This is a genomic window from Streptomyces sp. NPDC001515 (genome assembly GCF_053597115.1).
The window spans coordinates 111,736-128,883 of the sequence record NZ_JBSFHN010000025.1 but is presented as its reverse complement, the minus strand read 5'-3'; the positions used below and the strand labels follow the sequence as shown (position 1 = coordinate 128,883).

Below are 17,148 nucleotides of genomic sequence, written 5' to 3'. Positions count from 1 at the left end.
CCCCTCACCCGGGGGGGCGCGGCCGGGGGGGGCGGGGGCGGGGGGCCCCCCCCCCGCCGTGGTCAGCGGGTGGCGCCGCCCGAGGTGCCGGGGACCGGCAGGGTGGGCAGGTAGCGCGGGGACCGGCGGCCGTCCAGCCGGTGTTCGACCGCCGCGCCCAGGGAGAGCAGGTCGGCGTCCTGGTGGTGGCCGGCCATCAGGAGCAGCCCGACCGGCAGTTCGCCGACGAAGCCGGCGGGCACGGACAGCGAGGGGTAGCCGGAGACGGCGGCGGGGGTGGACGACGGGATCACGTCGTTGTCGCCCCGGGCGCAGTCGGTGGTCCAGGCGGGCGGGTTCGCCGGGGAGGCGATCGCGTCCAGCCGGTGTTCGGCCATGACCTCGTCGATCGAGCGCCGGGAGAGGTCGGCGAGTTCGGCGCGCATCGCCACGTACGCCGGATCGGTGGTGGGCGGCGCGACGAGCGCCTGCTCGAACAGCTCCTGTCCGGCGAAGCAGGTCTGCTCCCCCGGGTGGGTCCGGTTGAACTCGATCAGCGCGGCCAGATCGCGCGGCCCCTCGCGGGTGGCGAGATAGGCGTCGATGTCCCGGTGGAACTCGCTGAGCAGCGCCGGGAATTCCAGCTCGGCCAGGCGGTCCTGGTAGGGGAGGTCCACCTCCACGACCGTCGCGCCCGAGGCCCGCAGCCGCTGGGCCGTACGCGTCATGAGGGCGTCCACCTCGGCGCCCAGGACCGGGAGCCGCCACAGGCCGATGCGCTTGCCGCGCAGGGCGCCGGGCCGGGCCGCCTCCTCGGCGAGGGCCGGGTTGCCCGCCGCGCGTACGGTGCCGCCGCCGATCACGGACAGGGTGAGCGCGGTGTCGATCACGTTCCGGGCCATGGGTCCGGCCGTGTCCTGTTCGGCGGAGATCGGGACGACCCCCGACTGGCTGACGACGCCGAGGCTCGGCTTGAGCCCGACGACGGCGTTCATTCCGGCGGGACAGACGATGGACCCGTCCGTCTCGGTGCCGATCGCCACCTGGGCCAGTGACGCGGCGAGCGCGGCGGCCGAACCGGCGGACGATCCGCAGGGGTTGCGGTCCAGGACGTACGGGTTGTGGGTCTGGCCGCCCACCGCCGACCAGCCCGAGGTCGGCCGCGCGCCGCGGAAGTTGGCCCACTCGGAGAGATTGGCCTTGCCGAGGATGACCGCGCCTCCGGCCCGCAACTTGGTGACCAGCTCGGCGTCGGACGCCGGGGGCTTGCCCGCCAGTGCCAGCGAGCCCGCCGTCGTCGGCAGGTCGCGGGTGTTCACGTTGTCCTTGAGCAGGACCGGGATGCCGTCCAGCGGACCGCGCGTCCTGCCGAGGCGGTGCCTGATGTCGCTGGCCACCGCCTGTGTCAGGGCCGTCGGACTGGTGCGCAGGACGGCGTTGATCCTCGGGTCCACGGCCTTGATGCGCCGCAGGTACGCGAGGGTCAGCCGGACCGAGGAGAGGGAACCGCGATCCATCCGGGCCTGCAGTTCGGGAATGGTGACCGTGTCGAGATCGATGCCGCCGACCAGCGTGGATTCGGCGGATCGCGCCGAGCCGCCGGGGCGGGACTGGGCGGCAGCCGGGGAACCGGGTGCCGCCGCGACCAACGGGGCCACGACCAGGATCGCGGTCAGGGCCGCCATGCTTCTCGTCTTCATGGCGGACACCCCACTACACGGGGGCCGGGCGGCACAAGAGGTCCCGATCCTTCGTTGCGCCGCGCCACCGGACCGCTCAACTCTCGCTGTTGCACGGGGTGTTCGCGATGCAGGTCGGAGGCGGCGCCCCGATGCCGCAGGGTGCGGAGGGCCGTACTCGCCCCCTTGACGGCCCCCACTCCTTCGCTAAGGTCTAGACCTGCAAGCGTCGGTCTAGACCTTCGCATGTGGGGTTGCCTCACCGGCAACGTCGTACGTTCCCCCGGGCGGACCCGACGTGAACCGAAGGGAAATTGATGTCATGCGCATGAAAAAAATGTGGGCCGTGGCCCTGGGCGCCCTGGTCGCCCCCGCAGTGGCACTGAGCCTCCCGGCGCCCTCGGCGAGCGCCCACGGCTGGGTGGTCTCGCCCGCCAGCCGGCAGGACCAGTGCGCCAACGGCGTGGTCAAGTGCGGCCAGATCAAGTGGGAGCCGGCGAGCGTCGAGGGCCCGAAGGGGCTCCGCACGTGCAACGGCGGGGATGCCCGCTGGGCCGATCTGAACGACGACTCCAAGGGCTGGCGCGTCACCCCGGTCGGTACCACCGAGACCCTGACGTGGACCATCGAGGCACGGCACGCCACCAGCAACTGGCAGTACTTCATCGGTGACACGAAGATCGCCCAGTTCAACGACGGGGGCCGCATCCCGGCCGCCTCGGTCAGCCACCAGCTGAACTTCGGCGGCTTCACCGGCCGGCAGAAGGTGCTCGCCGTCTGGAACATCGCCGACACGGCCAACGCGTTCTACGCCTGCATCGACGTGAACATCGGCGGCGGTGGCGACGGCGGCACGGGTGGCGGTTCCGGCGGAACCGGCGGCGGTGACGGCGGTACGGGCGGTACGGGCGGAACCGGTGGCGGTGACGGCGGAACGGGCGGTTCCACCGGCGGCGGCGAGGAGCCGGGCACCTGCACGGCCGGGGCCTGGTCCGCGGGCACCATCTACAACGGCGGCGAGACCGTCTCCCACAACGGCCACACCTGGCGGGCCAAGTGGTGGGTGACGGGCGAGGAGCCCGGGACGACCGGCGACTGGGGCGTCTGGGAGGACCTCGGCGCCTGCTGATCCCCGGACCACCGAGCACCACCACCCGCATCGAGCACGACCGGCCGGCGCGGCCCTACGAGGAGCCGCGCCGGCCTCCGCGCACACCCCTCGCACCCCCTGCACGCCCCCCGCATCACCTCTCGCACCCTCGCACCACCCGCAAGGGATCTCCTCCACCCCCCTGCAGGGGATCTCCTCCACCCCCCCGCAACGGATCTCCTCCACCCCCGCATCGGATCTCCTCCACCCCACCGGGAGACAGCGTGAGAACGCGAAACCGCCCTCGTCTGCTCGCCTGCGCCACGGCCGCCCTGCTCGGCGCGGCCGGCGCACTGATGACGCCCGCCACCGCCCAGGCGGCCAACCTGCTGACCAACCCCGGCTTCGAGTCGGGCACCCTCGGCGGCTGGACCTGCTCCGGAAACACCGGCTCCGTCGTGAGCACCCCCGTCCACGGCGGCACGCGCGCCCTGGCCGGCGCCGTGAGCGCCTCGGACACCGCACGGTGCGCCCAGACCGTGTCCGTACAGCCCAGCACGCAGTACACCCTCTCGGCCTGGGTGCGCGGCTCCTACACGTACCTCGGGGTCGAGGGAGGAACATCGACCTGGACCGGTTCCGCGCCCGACTGGAAGCAGCTGAAGGTCTCCTTCACGACCGGAGCCTCGCAGCGGAGCGCCGAGGTCTACCTCCACGGCTGGTACGGGCAGGGCACGTACTACGCGGACGACGTCAGCCTCGACGGCCCCGGCGGCACCGACGACACGCAGGCCCCCTCGGCCCCGGGTGCCCCGCACGCCACGGGCACCACCGCCACGAGCGTCTCGCTCGCGTGGAGCGCCGCCACCGACAACGTCGGCGTCACCGGCTACGACGTCTACCGCGACGGCACCCTCGCGACCTCGGTGACGGGCACCACGGCCACCGTCGGAGGGCTCGCGCCCAGCACCGCGTACCGCTTCACCGTCCGGGCGAAGGACCGCGCGGGCAATGTGTCCCCCGACTCCGCGCCCCTCACGGTGACGACCGGCGAAGGCAGCGGCAACGGCGACCGCTTCGTCCAGGCCGCCCCGTACCTCTACCTCGGCTGGGGCAACCCGCCGAGCCCGACCGAGGTCATGCAGGCCACCGGCATCAAGTGGTACACCATGGCCTTCATCCTCGCCCAGAACGGCTGCAACCCCGCCTGGGACAGCCAGCGGCCCCTGACCGGCGGCTCCGACGAGGCCGCCATCAAGGCCATCCGCGCGGCCGGCGGCGACATCGTCCCCTCCATCGGCGGCTGGAGCGGCAACAAGCTCGGCCCCAACTGCTCCACCACCGAGGCGCTCGCCGGCGCGTACCAGAAGGTCATCGACGCCTATGACCTCAAGGCCATCGACATCGACATCGAGAACACCGACGAGTTCGAGAACGCGGCCGTCCAGGACCGCATCCTCGGCGCCCTGAAGACCGTCAAGCAGAACAACCCCGGCCTGCGGACGATCGTCACCATTCCCACCCTCAACACCGGCCCCAACTCCTGGGGCAACCGCCTCATCGAACGCGCCCAGGCCCTCGGCGCCGACATCGACAACTTCACGATCATGCCGTTCAACTTCGGCGGCCAGGCCGACATGTACGGCAACACCGTCAAGGCCACCGAGGGCCTCAAGACCAAGCTGGTCTCCACCTTCGGCTGGACCGACCAGCAGGCCTACAACCACATCGGCATCTCCGGCATGAACGACTCCAGCGACGCCGGTGAGATCACCACCGCGCAGATCTGGACCCAGATCCGCGACTGGGCCAACGCCCACGACCTCGGCCGGCTCGCCTTCTGGGCCGTCAACCGGGACCGCCCGGCGTGGCAGTTCACCTCCATCACCGCAGGGTTCACCGGGTGACCCACCCCGGCGTACGCCCTCCCTCCGGGGGCGTACGCCGGGTCATTCCTCGACGAAGTACGACCAGAAGTCCACGGTGACCCGCCCCCCGAGGTCACTCGCCCGCCCGCCGAACTCGTGGTGCACGTAGTCGGTGAGGTCGTTCCCGTACACGATGATGTCCGTCTGGACCACCGACAGCACGGGATGCCCGTACGCCCCCGCCACCCCCGGCAGATACCGGTGCCCGTACACCGGCACCAACTGCGGCACACCCCCCAGCTCCCCCCGGGCGACCCGTACCGCCTCGTCCGTGTCACCGGGCCGCGGCGCCCACCCCGGATACCAGAACCCGTTGTACTCCACGTCGAACAGCACCCCCTCCACCGGCCGCGCCAGCCAAGCCCTCAACTCCTCCGGGTCACCGTCCCTCCAGTCCGGCCAGCGCGCGGACCCCCGGGGCAGCCCGGCCGCGAGAAACCCCCGGTGATCTTCCGCGAAAACGAACCCGAACCTCCGCTCCACGGCGTCGATCTCCCCCTCACCGAGCCCGGGCCCGATCTCGGTCCGGAGCATCCGCTGGAGTGCGCGGGCGGTGTCGGGGGTGAGGGGGGTGTCCATACGGGCAGCGTAGTGAGGGTGCGGCGTCGTGCCTGCTGCCGTTTCACCCGGGCGGTGACTCCAGCCGGCCCGCCGTTCGGGGTGCGGGTGAAACGGGATGTCCTTTCCGCAGCGCCTGGGTAGCGTCCCCCGGGTGCATCCTCACCTCATCAACGATGTGCCCGACGGCCTGACCCGACGAGCGCGGCGCTTCGTCGCCGTGCATGGCGTCAAGGTCGACGTACGCCCCGTCGAGGGGCACCGGCAATGGTGGCTTGAGCGGGACGTTCCGGCAGCGGTAATCGATCGCATGGCGGCCTACCAGGAGCGATGGGGCGGTCTGCACCTGCCTCCCGCACCGCAGTACGACGGCGGTCCCAAGTGCCTCGACCCGGACTCGCCCGAAGAGGATTCCGCGGGGTGGTGGTTCGAAGCGGGAACGCAGCGGACGGCAGTTCCCTACGCATTCATGATCGGTCCGTCGGGTGAGTTCGGTATCCAGGGAGACGAATGGGCTCCCCTCCACGCGACTGTCGAGGGCTGGGTGGAGTCGGTCGCCCTGGCTCACCACGCACCCCTGTGGGCAAAACAGGTCACCACGTTCGCCGGTGACGACACCGAGAGTGTCGACCTGAACGGCTTTGCCCCGGTGCGCGAGGTGAAGGGCCTGTCCGACACCTGGTGGAGAGGGCCGGACTCCCTGGTGGCGCTCTACGGCGGGGAGGCCACGGCGCTCAACTTCCCGCGGGGGCGCGTCGCGGTGGTCTACTCCGGACTCGACGCGTGGGGACTGCGAGGCGATGCGGACGACGTCGACTGACCTTGCCGTCCGACGGGGTTCGCCGGTCCCCGTCAACGGCCCCGAATAGCGGACCGCACCCGGGCCGCCGGCAACGCCGTGGTCGGCGCACCGCGGCCCGGGTGCGGGCAGCTGAGCGGAGTGACCTGCGAAAGTGCGGGTCAGGCCGTCCAGAGGGAGATCAAGCCTTCTTGGTCTCCTAGTAATGGGCCAGGTCGGTGACTTGCGGGGATGTTTCCTGCGGGGCGCTGACCTGGCCTTTTGGTGATTGGTGGCGATGGGGCGCGACGGTCTTGATCGGGTGTCCTGCGGACTGTGTGCGGACTGCCCAGGGGCCAGCAGGATCGAAGCCGTTCCATGGAGCCGGCCCGCTTACGTCATCAGCTTGGCGGTTCCACCGAATCAACAACCTCGGCAACGCGGTGCACCCGCCACCCTTCTTCGCAACGCCACGTGTACACGTTCTCGAACGAGAAGAAGCTGCCCAGCCAGATGGTGTGAATGTGGTCCGGCACCGTCGGTGCGTCGCTCGGAAGCCAGCCCCGTTTCAACGCGAACCCAACACTCGTGTGTGACATGTCAGACCAGATGAAGAGGTGCTGCCGCTTGCCTGAGCCCTTCTCGGCCAACTTCTTTACTTTGTTGGCGCCCGTAGTCGTGTCCAGGAAGTCGTTGACGTAAGGGGAGACTGCATCGGCTGTCGCTCGGGCAATACCAGTGGGCACGAAACTGGAGGGGAAGATGCGTCCTGCTAGGTCGGGTGAGTCCCCGATCTGGTGCACGACGTTGAGGCCGAGTTCGTGAGCGGTGGCCGCATCGCGCAGGTTATCGGTCGAGGGAAACTGGTTCCCCGCCTGGAAGAGATCGGCCGGGTCCGAGCTGACCTTGGTTATGGCTCGCTTTTCGAGATCAACGAGGAAGGCGATGACACGGTTCGACACCCCTTGCCGATGGTGGCGCCGTGCTGGAACTGGACAGCCCATCCGCAGTGCAGCCCCTCATGGACACGCCCGTCGTAGACCCGGTTGATCTGCTGCCACATCGCGTTGGTGTCTCGATCCCGCTTGGACGAGACCTCCAAGACATCCGTTACTTCGGAGTCCAGCTGGGGTCCCAGCCCGAAGTCGACGAGCCCCGGCGCGCTCTGGTCATCGAAGCGGATCCTCACGGGGCCCATGGCTGCGTTCACGATGGCCTCGGCGATCAGCTCGTCGTAGGTGGGCTGGATGAGCTTTTTCGGCATGACGTGGAGGGTAGCGACGCGGATCACCACCCGGCAGTGAATTGACAGCGAGAACGAGACGACGCGTTAGTCCGCGACGGCCAGGAGCTGCACCAGGCCAACCCAGTTCTCCTTGTCGGCCTCGGTGCGGACGGCGCGGGCCCTCCAGCGGCCAGGGGGCAGCGAGACTCCTGCCTGTGCAGGAAGTCCACCACCCGGATACTCCACGTTCAGCTCAGCACCTGCTTCGGCGGAGTCCATGAGCACAGCGGGACCGTCCGTGATCCACATCCCGCAGTTCTCCCACTGGGTGGCGGGATCTGCGAGGACAGCCTTCGGCCGCGGCCTTGAGCCCGGTTTCAGAGTCGGCGGCGAGCCAGCGGAGGAAGACGTGATGCTCAGGCATGTAACAGGTCGTGGCGGGCTCGTCCCCCAGGACCAGCGCCTGCACCCCGTCTCCGCCGACGGCGATCGCGCCGGCCAGATCGTCCACCGCGCAGGCTCTGTCGTAGTCGTCCGGATCGACCCCGTCCCCCACGACCATCCCGCTCTCCGTGCACCCGCGCCACGCGTCCAGCGCGGAGACGGGAATCACGATCAGGGGACCGCCCATCGACTCCACCCAGTCAAAGGGGGCGTGTGACGTCTCGGTTGTGATGGACGAGGGGGATTTCATAGCGGCAGTGTGCACTCAGGCACTGACAACGCCTCTCTGCGGGCACGTGCCGACCAGTTTTGGGCGGCTCAGGCCCGACCCAGTACGTGACAGCCGATGCGTGATCCAGCGGGCCAGCGCTAGTGACCTGAGGCGGAGATTCTTAGGCAGTTCGTCCGACTTCCGGAACTGCGGCCAGCCATGCCGAGGTGAGCCGAACTCCGGCCGGAAGCGGACCGGGCATCGATCGATCGAGGCGGAGAACTACCGGGGATCTTCCGATTCAAGACTGGCGGGATGCGTCGCGATACCTGCGCAGCCGGGGGCCTCGTACGGCGGGCAGCCCGACCAGGGTGTACTCGAAGGCGCGGTGGTGGGGCGCCAGCGGGTACCACGGGTGCGGCGGCAGGGGGTAGTCGTCGCGCAGCACGCCCTCCGGCAGAACCCCTGTCGCGGGCATCGGCGAGGTCTCGCCCGGGTGGGCGAGGTACGCCCAGACTCCGTTGTCCAGCGGTACCACAGCCTCCTCGTCGCCGAGCGGGCGCCAAGGCGCGCCCGTAAGGGGGTGGCGGGGGACGAGGAGGACGTCGGGGCGGGGCCGGGGTGTGCGGATCCCTGGGCCGGCCAGCCCCACGGACCGGGCTCCAGGCCCGGTGGGTAGGTACCGGTTGACGGCGTGGCCGAGCAGCTCGGCGACAGGGCCGGAGGGGAGGGCCACCGGGTGCCCCTCGGTGGTCACCACAAGGTGGGCCAGCGCGACTCCGACCGCCGCCTCCCAGCGGCGACTCCACGACCCGTCGGGTTCGACGGGTGGGACGCGGTGCTCGACACGCTCCAGATCGTCCCAACTGGGCGGTGGACCGGCCAGGTGTCCCGAGGGGCGGGGTACGACTGCGTTGGGCTCCAGCCACACCGCCTGCCATGATCCGCAGTCGTCCATGCGGGTCGCCACGGCCCGGCCGCACCCCTCGCACGCCAGGTTGGGACCGTCCCGGCCGTCCAGACCCTGGCAGTAGCCCTCGCACTTCTCGGGGATCAGGGCCATGGACCGGGAGTCGCCGGGGGCGATGACGATCCTGTTCCGCGCGCCGAAGGAAACCGAATGCACAGGGGCGTAGACACCCTGTCGTGCGGCCGCGTCTTCTCCGACCTCCTCCCACGACCTCCAGGGTGGTCCAGTGGGCCGGGGGTCGACGGCGTACGTGGCGGGCTCCATCAGCGGCGGATGGAGTTCCTCCCACCCTCCGTGGTGGGTGTGGACGGGGAGGGCGACCTGGGACACCGGTGCCGTCAGCTCCGTGCCGCACTCGGCACACGCGAACACGTCCAAACAGTTTCCCCCTCGCCCCAGTTCCCAGCCGGATTGTGACTCGCCTGCAGTGAAGGATCCACCGGTTTCGGAACGACCCCAGTGACCTGAGTCGGATGTTCCTCGGTAGTCCTCGACCACTATCGGTCGGTGGTCGGGTCTGCTTCCGACCGAGGTTTGGCTTGTCGTGGCATCACTTGCCACAGTGCAGGGAAGCGGGCGAACTGCCCAAGAAAGAATCTCCGACTCACGTCACTAGCTGCCCGCTCCGTCAGCAGCGCACAACCGCACCCGGTGACGCTGAAGGTCGACCTCGGCGACCTTCACTGTAATCAGCTCGCCTTCGCGGACGAGTTGGTCAGGGGTCTCAACCGGCTCGTCGGTCAGCTCTGAGATGTGAAGGAGCCCTTCGACCCCCGGAGCAAGCTGCACAAACACGCCGAAGGGAATGATCTTGGTGATCCGTCCTGTGACGACGCGGCCGACCTGGTCCGCGAAACGGATGAATGGATCTTCCTGCAAGGCTTTCAGCGAGACGGTGACTTGTCCGGATCGCGTCTCGGCGACGATCACCTCCGCCGTGATCCGCTGGCCGGCTTGGGCGCCTTCGGAGGGGTGGTCGATCCGAGACCACGTCAGGTCTGGCACTCGGATGAATTCGGTGCACAAGCCATCAGGCTCGCCGTCGAGGTGGACGAAGACCCCGTAGTTGTGCACTTCCGCGACGGTCCCGGTGACAACCTGTCCGCGTTCCATGGAGAGGAGAAAGGATCGCAAGGATGGGATCTCGCATGCCCTGGTGGAGAGATGAAGCTGACCTTCACCCCCAACGTCCGATCTCCTCGGCGTTGATCTTTTGGCCGATCTTGAAGAGCTCGGATGGGTGCTCCAGCCGACGCATCGAAGCCTCGTGCCGGGGGATCCGACCGATCTCGGCGTTCTCTCCTTCGCCATCCACAAGCTTCACCAGGACATCCGCTCCGTCGAACCCGATGACTTCCACCGTTCTCACGGGGCCCGGCTGGAGCTGGTTGATCAAGGCTTGCAGGCGAGGGTCAGGAGTTGGATCGGGCATGGAAGTGAGCCTGGCTCCAGCCGTTCAGGGAGACCTCCGGGCCTCCCGTGAGGTATCGGTGGAGGGCGCTTGAGGTGGTGTCCACGAAGTTCTCGGGGATGGCGTCGGCGTCGACCCAGCGGACCTGGGAGTGCTTGCAGGGTTCGCGGTTCTCGGGTTCGCCGGTCCATTCGTGGGCTGCGAAGACGACGGTGAGGAAGCCGTTGGGGGCCTCGACACCCCAAGCGCCGTGGATGATGTGGGCGACCTTGAGGGACTCCGGCTTCACCGTGAGGCCGGTCTCCTCGTGGAGTTCGCGGACCGCGGTTTCGGTGATGGGCTCGCCCGGCTCGCACTTGCCGACGGGCAGGTCCCACATCCCCTGGGCGAACTTCGCGTTCTCGCTGCGCTGGAGGAGGACGACGCGGTTGGTGGCCTTGTCGTGGACGATGACGGCCGCGACCAGCAGGGTCATCGATTCGAGCGCCGGCTTGAGGGCCTTGGGCCGGGCGTCGGTCTGCTGGGTCACGGTGTTCCCTTCGTCGGGCGGGTTGTGGGGCATGTTAGGCGAGCGCCTCGCGGGCGCGGCGGGCGAGATCTGCGGCGCCGGGGACGCGGCGGCGCTGGTAGACCGCGAGCGTGGAGCGGATCGAGGTGATCGCCTTGCGGGTGCGGTCGGAGGTCATGCCCTCCATGAGGACCAGGGCCTGGGTCCAAGCGGCGACAGCTTCGTCGGCGCGGGTCTGGGCGGCGAGGCTGTCACCGAGGTCGGCGTGGGTGAGGGCGTGGACGCGCTTGTACTTCTCGGGGTCCCAACGGGTGAGCGCGTCGCGGTGCTGCTGTTCGGTGCCGATGTGGTCGGCGAGGTCGGTCAGGGTGCGGGCGGTGTGGCTGGCCACGGTGCCGGCGGCGGGGCCGCTGACGCGGGAGAAGCTGGGCTGAGGTCCGTCCTCGCGCAGGAGGGCGTCTTCGGCGGCGAGGAGAGCTCGGGCGGCCAACGGGTTTTCGCCAACGGCTGCGTAGGCGCGGGCGTGCGTGATGTGGAGGAGGGCTTCGGTCTGGCCGTCCACGTGGCCGAGGCCGCGGGCGAGCGCGCCTTTGGCGAGGTCCACGCAGTGGTGGGGTTGCTTGAGGCTGAGGGATTGATGGGCGAGGGCGCGCATCATCCAGGCGGCATGGCCGTGGGGGTCGGCTTCGCAGGCGAGCTGGTAGCCGACCTGGTAATAGCGCTGGGCAGCGCCTTCGTGGCCGAGGTCGTGGTGCTTCCACCCTGCGAGGTAGGCGAGTTCGGCGACAGCACCGAAGGCGACCTGGCGTAAGGCTTCCGAGGAGAACCGTCCGCGCAGCATAGGGGCTGCCGTGTCGGCGAGGTACGCGGTGACTGTGGTCAGGCCGTGCCCGCCGCCGAGCCGTTCGTCGGCGGCGCTGAAGGCTGCCGTGATCTGTCGTACGACGTCGATGTCGTCGCTGCCGACGAGGGAGCGGGCGGTGCGGGCGCGGAGCATCCGCGAGGTGGCTTCGTGGTCGTGCAGGAGCGGCATGGCCACGCCGGCCGTGGTGAAGGCGGCGATGGCGAGGAAGCGGCGGCGCTCGACGTCCGCGCGGCGACTCCGTGTCGGGTGAGTGCAGGCCGAGATCCGTCCGGGTGACTACGCGGCCCATCCGCCGGGAGAGAGCTTCGGCGAGGTACTGGCCTGCCTGGCCGGTCGGCGTGCGGGCACCGCGCACCCAGTGGGAGATGGCCGACTTGTTCGTCTGGAGCAGTTCGCCGTTCTCGGCGGCGATGCGGCGTACGTCCTTGGCGAGTGCCTCGTACGTGCACCCGGCGGCGTTGATCGTCTCGCGCAGGCGGGAGTTGGCGCTGGTCGGTGCCGGCACGATCGCCTCCGCTCCGGATCCGTAAACCGTGTATACCGCTTGGCCTCGCTCACACCGTACCCACTCTGCGTAGCGGACGGTTCACTTATCGACAGCCGCCCCACTCACGGCATCGCGGGCCGGGCGGCCCTCAAGTTCCGTACGCCCCAACGGGCTCGGGCATTCCTGTGCCCCGGCCCGGACGATCAGAGACGGAGACACGGTGACCACCATCGACACCGCGACCATCACGGTCGAGCTGCCCGACGCCTTCGACCCGCGCTGGAACCGCCTGCCCGGCATCCAGATGGTCGGCCGGCGCATCACCATCGACCCGGCCGAGTACTTCTTCCGCTTCGAGTCCAGCACCTGGCTCGTCGCCGACTGGGACTTGGTGAAGGCCCAGCTCCTCGACGTGGACGAGACCACCGAGAGCGCGGTCGAGCAGCTCGCGCTCGACTTCATCAAGAACCACGGCGAGTCCACGTCCGACGCGGCCCGCGTCCTGGCCACCGCGTACAAGGTGTACTCCTACCTCTTCCGCGAGGAGCACCTGGCCGGCCTCGACCTGCCGCAGATCACCGCCGACCACCTGCGGATGCTCCGTGAGGCGGCCACGTTCATGGCGCTCAACAAGGTCGAGCTGGACGGGCACATCTCCAATGTCGGCCCGTGCTGGTTCTTCCCCGCCGCCACCTCCGTCGTCTTCGACCTGGACGATGAGACGGGCGGGATGCTCGACGAGGTCTACCACGGCGGCTGGTTCAACGAGCACCGCCGGATCGAGTCCATCAAGGCCCACGCCGCGCTCGGCGGCCGGCTCGTGCACGGGTGCCAGTCCGTGCCGGACCAGTCCGGCGGCGTCGTCGCGCCCTACGGTGCCTCGATGGCCGACTTCCGTGACGACCCGGCCGAGTTCAAGGCGGGCTGGATCGAGCAGGTCTACGCCCACCGCGTGACCGCAGCCGAGTAACCCCGCCCCCAGTACGGCTCCGGGGCGGGCCGGCTCGCGCGCGCCCGCCCCGGAGCCCACCAGTCCCCTGGAGACCCCCATGAACCAGAGCGTGTCCGCCACCCTGCTGAACGACCTGTGCACCCTCGTCGGCAAGCCCCTCCCCCACCGTGTCGAGATTCGTGTCTGGGGCATGTCCGGCGTCGAGCGCGTCACCTTCCCCGACGGCACCACGGCTGTTTTCAAGTACGCCAAGGAGCCCTTCGACCGCGAGGCCCAGGCCCTGCGGCTGGCCCACCAGCGCGGGCTCCCGGTCCCTGCTCTCCACGCCACCGCCATGCAGGACAAGTGGCTCGGGATGCTCATGGACGACCTCGGCACTCCCGTACGGAACGCAGACGACCTCGACGGTGTCGCCGCCGCCGTCATGCTCCATGCCGCCCGCCCTGCGGGTGGTCTGCCCCTCCTCGACGGGGCGGGTCTCGCGGCCCTGCCCGGCCGAGCCCTCGATCACCTCCAGCGGCTGCGGAAAGCCGCCCGATGGACGGACTGCGACGACATCGAGACCGCGCTGGGGAAGATCTTCGCCGCAGCCGAGACCCGTGTCCAGGGGGCGACGCTGGACCCGTTCGGCTGGGTCCACTCCGAGTTCCACCCCACGAGCGTCCACATCGGAGAACACGGCTGGCACCTCCTCGACTTCGCACGCGCCTTCACCGGGCCCGGCCTGATCGACCTCGCCTCGTACCACGGCACCACCGACGTACCGAGCCCCTTCCGCATGCGGGTAATCCTGGAGCAGTACGTCACCGCGGGCGGGCACGAGGACGCCCTGGCTGCCCGGGGCGGCCTGACCGCCGAGGCGTGGGCCTTGGGCTGGCATCGCATGTGGGCCGTGGAGTGGTTCATGGAGCAGGCCATCCGCTGGATCAACGACCCGGCCAAGGACCCCGCGTACATCCCTGTCGTCCGCCGCCACCTCAATGACGTGATCCAACTCCTGGAGGTTTAGGTGCTCGCCCAGGTCTCATCCCCCTGGTACGCCCACGCAGCCCAGCGCACAGCCGCTGCCCCCGCACACGTCCTCACCGCACCGGCCCGGATGGAATGGAGCACCCACGCCGGCCTCGGCCCCGGCGCAGAGATCTTGGGACGGCACCTGTCCGGCAAACGTGTCCTGGAGCTGGGCTGTGGCCCCGGCCACAACGTGGCCCACCTCGCGGAACACCACCAAGCCCGCGCCACCGGCGTGGACCTGGTCGGCCTCCAGATACGCCGCGCCCGCTCCCACTACGGCCACATCGACGGCACCACCTTCGCCGCCGGCCACGCACTGCACCACCTGCAAGCCACCAGCCAGACCTTCGACGCGATCTACTCCGTCTTCGGCGCCGTCGGCCTCGTCGCCCCCGAACTCCTCCTCGCCGCCATTTCACGCCGCCTGGAACCAGGCGGCGTCCTGGCGTTTTCTGTCCCTCACCCGGCACGGGCCGGAAGACATCCATGCACGGACGACCGTCCGCGCGAGGACTACGTCACCATGCCCGACCGCACCCCACTGCCACTCGTTCGATGGGAATTCGACGCCCACCGGTGGGGAGCCCACCTCTTGCGGACGGGTTTGCGTATCACCTCGGCGGTGGAGCTGCGGCACCCGCGCCGTGACCCGTGGCCCACCACCCTCCTGATCACCGCCCGCAAACGCTGACCGAAGGAGGCACCGATGACCCCGCCCTACCTGCTCCTGGACATCGACGGCGTCCTCATACCGTTCCCGGCCGCCGACGGCAGCACCCCGCCCACCCACGTCCGCCACACCGTCCTGCCCACCGGCCGACACCCCGACGACCCCGTGCCCATCTGGCTCGATCCGAGCCAGGGCCGCATGCTGAGCGATCTCGTCACCGGCGGGCTCGTCACCCCCGTGTGGTGCACGAGCTGGCGCAAGGACGCCACCACGATCATCGGTCCTCTCCTCGGGTTGCCTTGCTTTCCTCACCTCGACCTGCCGCACCCCCAGATCATCACCAGCCATCCCCGTGGCTACCTCTGGAAGCGCGACTACGCCGATGCCTGGCTCGGCGACGCACCCGCTGTATGGATCGACGACGACTTCACCCGCCTCGACCACGCCTGGGCGGCGGAGCGCACCGTCGGGGGAGTTCCGACCCTCCTCGTTCAACCTGACTCGCACGCTGGGCTCCGCCCTGAGCATCTGTCCGAGGTGACTGCCTGGGCCTCGGAGCTTTCTCGGCCGAGCCCGTCCGAGCCCCCGACCGCGCCCGTACGCGCGTCTCCCGAACATCTCCCAAATGATCTTGAAAGTGCGGAGAGGCCCGACCGCTCGCTGCGGTCGGGCCTCTCGCGTTCGTGCTTTGACCTGCGGTCCAGCCGGTGGCCGAACGGCGGGAAGATCAAGCCTTCTTGGTCTCCCAGAAGATCTTGTCGATCTCCGCGATCAGGTCCAGGGCCTTCTGGCCCGTCGCCGGGTCGGTCGAGCCCTTGGCGGCCGAGAGAGCCTTGAGGGTGTCGTTGACCAGCTGGTGGAGCTGGGGGTACTTCTCGAAGTGCGGGGGCTTGAAGTAGTCGCTCCACAGCACGGAGACGTGGTGCTTCGCCAGCTCGGCGCGCTGCTCCTTGATGACCACCGCGCGGGCCCGGAAGTGCGGGTCCTCGTTGGCCTGGTACTTCTCCTGGACGGCCTTGACGGACTCCGCCTCGATGCGGGCCTGGGCCGGGTCGTACACGCCGCAGGGGAGGTCGCAGTGGGCGCTGACCTTCACCTTGGGGGCAAACAGGCGGGAAAGCATGGAGCTGTCCTTCCTCGTGATCGTCTTCTCAGGTGGGACATTACTCCGTGAGAGACGCGAAAACGTGGGTGCCCCCATGGGCTTAGGCCAAAAGTCCAGGGTGAGGATGAGACCAGTGGCCGAATGTACGTAACCCTGTGGGGGAGACGGTGTACGGGACGGACCGGGGAGGTGCGGGAGAGATGCGGGAGGTGCCGGAGGTGCCGGAGCCGGCCGGGGAGCGGCACGGACGGGGGGCCGGGGCGCGGTCGCGGTTCCAGGTGGTGGAGGTGACGGGGCCCTCGATGGTGCCCACGCTCCATCACGGGGACTGGCTGCTCGTGCGCTACGGGGCGCGGGTGCGGGTGGGGGACGTGGTGATTCTGCGCCATCCGTTCCAGCAGGACCTGCTGGTGGTGAAGCGGGCCGCGGAGCGACGGGCCGGCGGGTGGTGGGTGCTGGGGGACAACTCGTTCGCGGGCGGGGACAGTACGGACTACGGGGTGGTCCCGGAGGAGCTGGTGCTGGCCAGGGTCCTGGCGCGGTACCGGCCGCTGACGAAGGATCAGCGTTCGGTGCTCGGCGCCGTCGGCTGGGCCGTGTCCGCGCTGCGGCCGGTCTCGTCGGCGCGGCCGGGGGCGGCGGCGCGTTCGGTCTCCAGGCGTTTGCGGGCCCGGTAGGCCGCCACGTTGGCGCGGGTCGCGCAGCGGTCCGAGCAGTAGCGGCGCGAGCGGTTGGTCGAGGTGTCGAGGTAGGCGTTGCGGCACGGTGACGCCTCGCACAGGCCGAGCCGGTCCGCGCCGTACGACGTCAGATGGAAGGCGAGCCCCATCGCCGCGATCGCCGCGTAGCCCGAGGTGGCGTTGGACGGGTGGTCGGCCAGATGCATGTGCCAGTCCGGCTTCCCGTCCGAGTCCCGGTGGTCGTGCCCGGAGATCTGCGGGCTCACCGGGAACTCCAGCAGCAGCGAGTTCAGCAGGTCGACCGCCAGGGTCTCGTCGCCGGCGTCGGCCGCCTCGAAGACCGTCCGCAGCCGCGCCCGTACCGACCGGAAACGCGTCACGTCCGCGTCCGTCGCGCGCCGCGCCGCCTGCTGGTTGGCGCCGAACAGTTCGCGGACCGCCTCGACCGAGGTGAGCGTGTCCTTGCCACGGGCCGGCTCCTCGGTGTTGACCAGGCGCACGGCGTAGTCCGAGTAATAGGCCAGTTCCACTTGTAGTCCTTACGCCGTCGGTCTAGAGTCGCTGTGGTGGCGAAGTAATGGTCTGTCGCCATTA

20 protein-coding genes and 2 pseudogenes are annotated in these 17,148 nt (G+C 69.6%); 9 read left to right on the top strand and 13 right to left on the bottom strand.

The window, feature by feature from the left end; translation table 11 throughout:
- Positions 1 to 62: 62 nt before the first annotated feature.
- Positions 63 to 1,679 (bottom strand): amidase family protein, encoded by a 1,617-nt coding sequence (locus tag ACWCXC_RS25545; RefSeq protein ID WP_450890636.1) that lies wholly within the window; start codon positions 1,677 to 1,679, stop codon positions 63 to 65.
- 301 nt (positions 1,680 to 1,980) lie between these two features.
- Between ACWCXC_RS25545 and ACWCXC_RS25540 the strand changes: the two genes are divergently transcribed.
- The gene (locus tag ACWCXC_RS25540) at positions 1,981 to 2,787 is read left to right on the top strand and encodes a lytic polysaccharide monooxygenase (RefSeq protein ID WP_450890635.1); all 807 of its coding nucleotides are present in this window, start codon (positions 1,981 to 1,983) and stop codon (positions 2,785 to 2,787) included.
- 245 nt (positions 2,788 to 3,032) lie between these two features.
- The gene (locus ACWCXC_RS25535) at positions 3,033 to 4,655 is read left to right on the top strand and encodes a carbohydrate binding domain-containing protein (protein ID WP_450682732.1); all 1,623 of its coding nucleotides are present in this window, start codon (positions 3,033 to 3,035) and stop codon (positions 4,653 to 4,655) included.
- 42 nt (positions 4,656 to 4,697) lie between these two features.
- Here the strand turns inward: ACWCXC_RS25535 and ACWCXC_RS25530 are convergent, their stop codons facing one another.
- A complete protein-coding gene (locus ACWCXC_RS25530) occupies positions 4,698 to 5,255 on the bottom strand; it encodes a hypothetical protein (protein WP_450890634.1) in 558 nt (185 codons plus the stop codon).
- A 133-nt stretch (positions 5,256 to 5,388) separates the two neighbouring features.
- On the opposite strand from ACWCXC_RS25530, the gene ACWCXC_RS25525 reads away from it, so the two are divergent.
- Positions 5,389 to 6,054 (top strand): hypothetical protein, encoded by a 666-nt coding sequence (locus ACWCXC_RS25525; RefSeq protein WP_450890633.1) that lies wholly within the window; start codon positions 5,389 to 5,391, stop codon positions 6,052 to 6,054.
- Positions 6,055 to 6,413: 359 nt separating this feature from the next.
- On the opposite strand, the gene ACWCXC_RS25520 is transcribed toward ACWCXC_RS25525, so the two are convergent.
- The 9 genes and pseudogenes from ACWCXC_RS25520 to ACWCXC_RS25480 form a co-directional block, all read right to left on the bottom strand.
- Positions 6,414 to 6,974, bottom strand: a complete 561-nt coding sequence (locus ACWCXC_RS25520; protein ID WP_450890632.1) for a hypothetical protein — start codon at positions 6,972 to 6,974, stop codon at positions 6,414 to 6,416.
- Complete coding sequence (locus ACWCXC_RS25515) at positions 6,923 to 7,276, bottom strand: hypothetical protein (protein WP_450890631.1); 354 nt, start codon at positions 7,274 to 7,276, stop codon at positions 6,923 to 6,925. Before ACWCXC_RS25515 ends, ACWCXC_RS25520 begins: the two co-directional genes overlap by 52 nt.
- Before the next feature lie 66 nt (positions 7,277 to 7,342).
- Positions 7,343 to 7,546: an Imm21 family immunity protein gene (locus ACWCXC_RS25510; protein WP_450890630.1), complete on the bottom strand. Its 204-nt coding sequence runs from the start codon at positions 7,544 to 7,546 to the stop codon at positions 7,343 to 7,345.
- On the bottom strand, positions 7,491 to 7,868 hold the full coding sequence (locus tag ACWCXC_RS25505; RefSeq protein ID WP_450890637.1) for an Imm21 family immunity protein: 378 nt from the start codon (positions 7,866 to 7,868) through the stop codon (positions 7,491 to 7,493). Before ACWCXC_RS25505 ends, ACWCXC_RS25510 begins: the two co-directional genes overlap by 56 nt.
- A gap of 325 nt (positions 7,869 to 8,193) precedes the next feature.
- Positions 8,194 to 9,240: a hypothetical protein gene (locus ACWCXC_RS25500; RefSeq protein WP_450890629.1), complete on the bottom strand. Its 1,047-nt coding sequence runs from the start codon at positions 9,238 to 9,240 to the stop codon at positions 8,194 to 8,196.
- A gap of 234 nt (positions 9,241 to 9,474) precedes the next feature.
- A complete protein-coding gene (locus ACWCXC_RS25495) occupies positions 9,475 to 9,975 on the bottom strand; it encodes a S1 RNA-binding domain-containing protein (RefSeq protein WP_450890628.1) in 501 nt (166 codons plus the stop codon).
- Between the two features lie 64 nt (positions 9,976 to 10,039).
- Positions 10,040 to 10,258 (bottom strand): hypothetical protein, encoded by a 219-nt coding sequence (locus ACWCXC_RS25490; protein ID WP_450890627.1) that lies wholly within the window; start codon positions 10,256 to 10,258, stop codon positions 10,040 to 10,042.
- A gap of 16 nt (positions 10,259 to 10,274) precedes the next feature.
- Complete coding sequence (locus ACWCXC_RS25485; RefSeq protein ID WP_450890626.1) at positions 10,275 to 10,835, bottom strand: NUDIX domain-containing protein; 561 nt, start codon at positions 10,833 to 10,835, stop codon at positions 10,275 to 10,277.
- A 1-nt stretch (position 10,836) separates the two neighbouring features.
- Positions 10,837 to 12,058: pseudogene (locus ACWCXC_RS25480) on the bottom strand (tetratricopeptide repeat protein).
- Between ACWCXC_RS25480 and ACWCXC_RS25475 the strand changes: the two are divergent.
- The 5 genes and pseudogenes from ACWCXC_RS25475 to ACWCXC_RS25455 form a co-directional block, all read left to right on the top strand.
- Complete coding sequence (locus ACWCXC_RS25475; protein WP_450890638.1) at positions 12,012 to 12,176, top strand: hypothetical protein; 165 nt, start codon at positions 12,012 to 12,014, stop codon at positions 12,174 to 12,176. The pseudogene ACWCXC_RS25480 and the gene ACWCXC_RS25475 sit on opposite strands and share 47 nt — an antisense overlap.
- A 177-nt stretch (positions 12,177 to 12,353) precedes the next feature.
- Complete coding sequence (locus tag ACWCXC_RS25470; protein ID WP_450890625.1) at positions 12,354 to 13,103, top strand: hypothetical protein; 750 nt, start codon at positions 12,354 to 12,356, stop codon at positions 13,101 to 13,103.
- A 79-nt stretch (positions 13,104 to 13,182) separates the two neighbouring features.
- Entirely contained in the window at positions 13,183 to 14,094 is a 912-nt protein-coding gene (locus tag ACWCXC_RS25465; RefSeq protein WP_450890624.1) for an aminoglycoside phosphotransferase family protein, read from the top strand.
- On the top strand, positions 14,095 to 14,790 hold the full coding sequence (locus ACWCXC_RS25460; RefSeq protein WP_450890623.1) for a class I SAM-dependent methyltransferase: 696 nt from the start codon (positions 14,095 to 14,097) through the stop codon (positions 14,788 to 14,790).
- Between the two features lie 15 nt (positions 14,791 to 14,805).
- A pseudogene (locus ACWCXC_RS25455) lies at positions 14,806 to 15,330 on the top strand (HAD domain-containing protein); the annotation flags it as partial.
- A gap of 166 nt (positions 15,331 to 15,496) precedes the next feature.
- Here the strand turns inward: ACWCXC_RS25455 and sodN are convergent.
- The gene (gene sodN / locus ACWCXC_RS25450) at positions 15,497 to 15,892 is read right to left on the bottom strand and encodes a superoxide dismutase, Ni (protein WP_136330979.1); all 396 of its coding nucleotides are present in this window, start codon (positions 15,890 to 15,892) and stop codon (positions 15,497 to 15,499) included.
- A gap of 182 nt (positions 15,893 to 16,074) precedes the next feature.
- Between sodN and sodX the strand changes: the two genes are divergently transcribed.
- Positions 16,075 to 16,551 carry a nickel-type superoxide dismutase maturation protease gene (gene sodX / locus ACWCXC_RS25445; protein WP_450890622.1) on the top strand — a complete coding sequence of 159 codons (477 nt, stop codon included), beginning with the start codon at positions 16,075 to 16,077 and terminating at the stop codon, positions 16,549 to 16,551.
- On the opposite strand, the gene ACWCXC_RS25440 is transcribed toward sodX, so the two are convergent.
- On the bottom strand, positions 16,437 to 17,084 hold the full coding sequence (locus ACWCXC_RS25440) for a CGNR zinc finger domain-containing protein (RefSeq protein ID WP_450890621.1): 648 nt from the start codon (positions 17,082 to 17,084) through the stop codon (positions 16,437 to 16,439). The two genes, sodX and ACWCXC_RS25440, sit on opposite strands and share 115 nt — an antisense overlap.
- Positions 17,085 to 17,148: the final 64 nt, after the last annotated feature.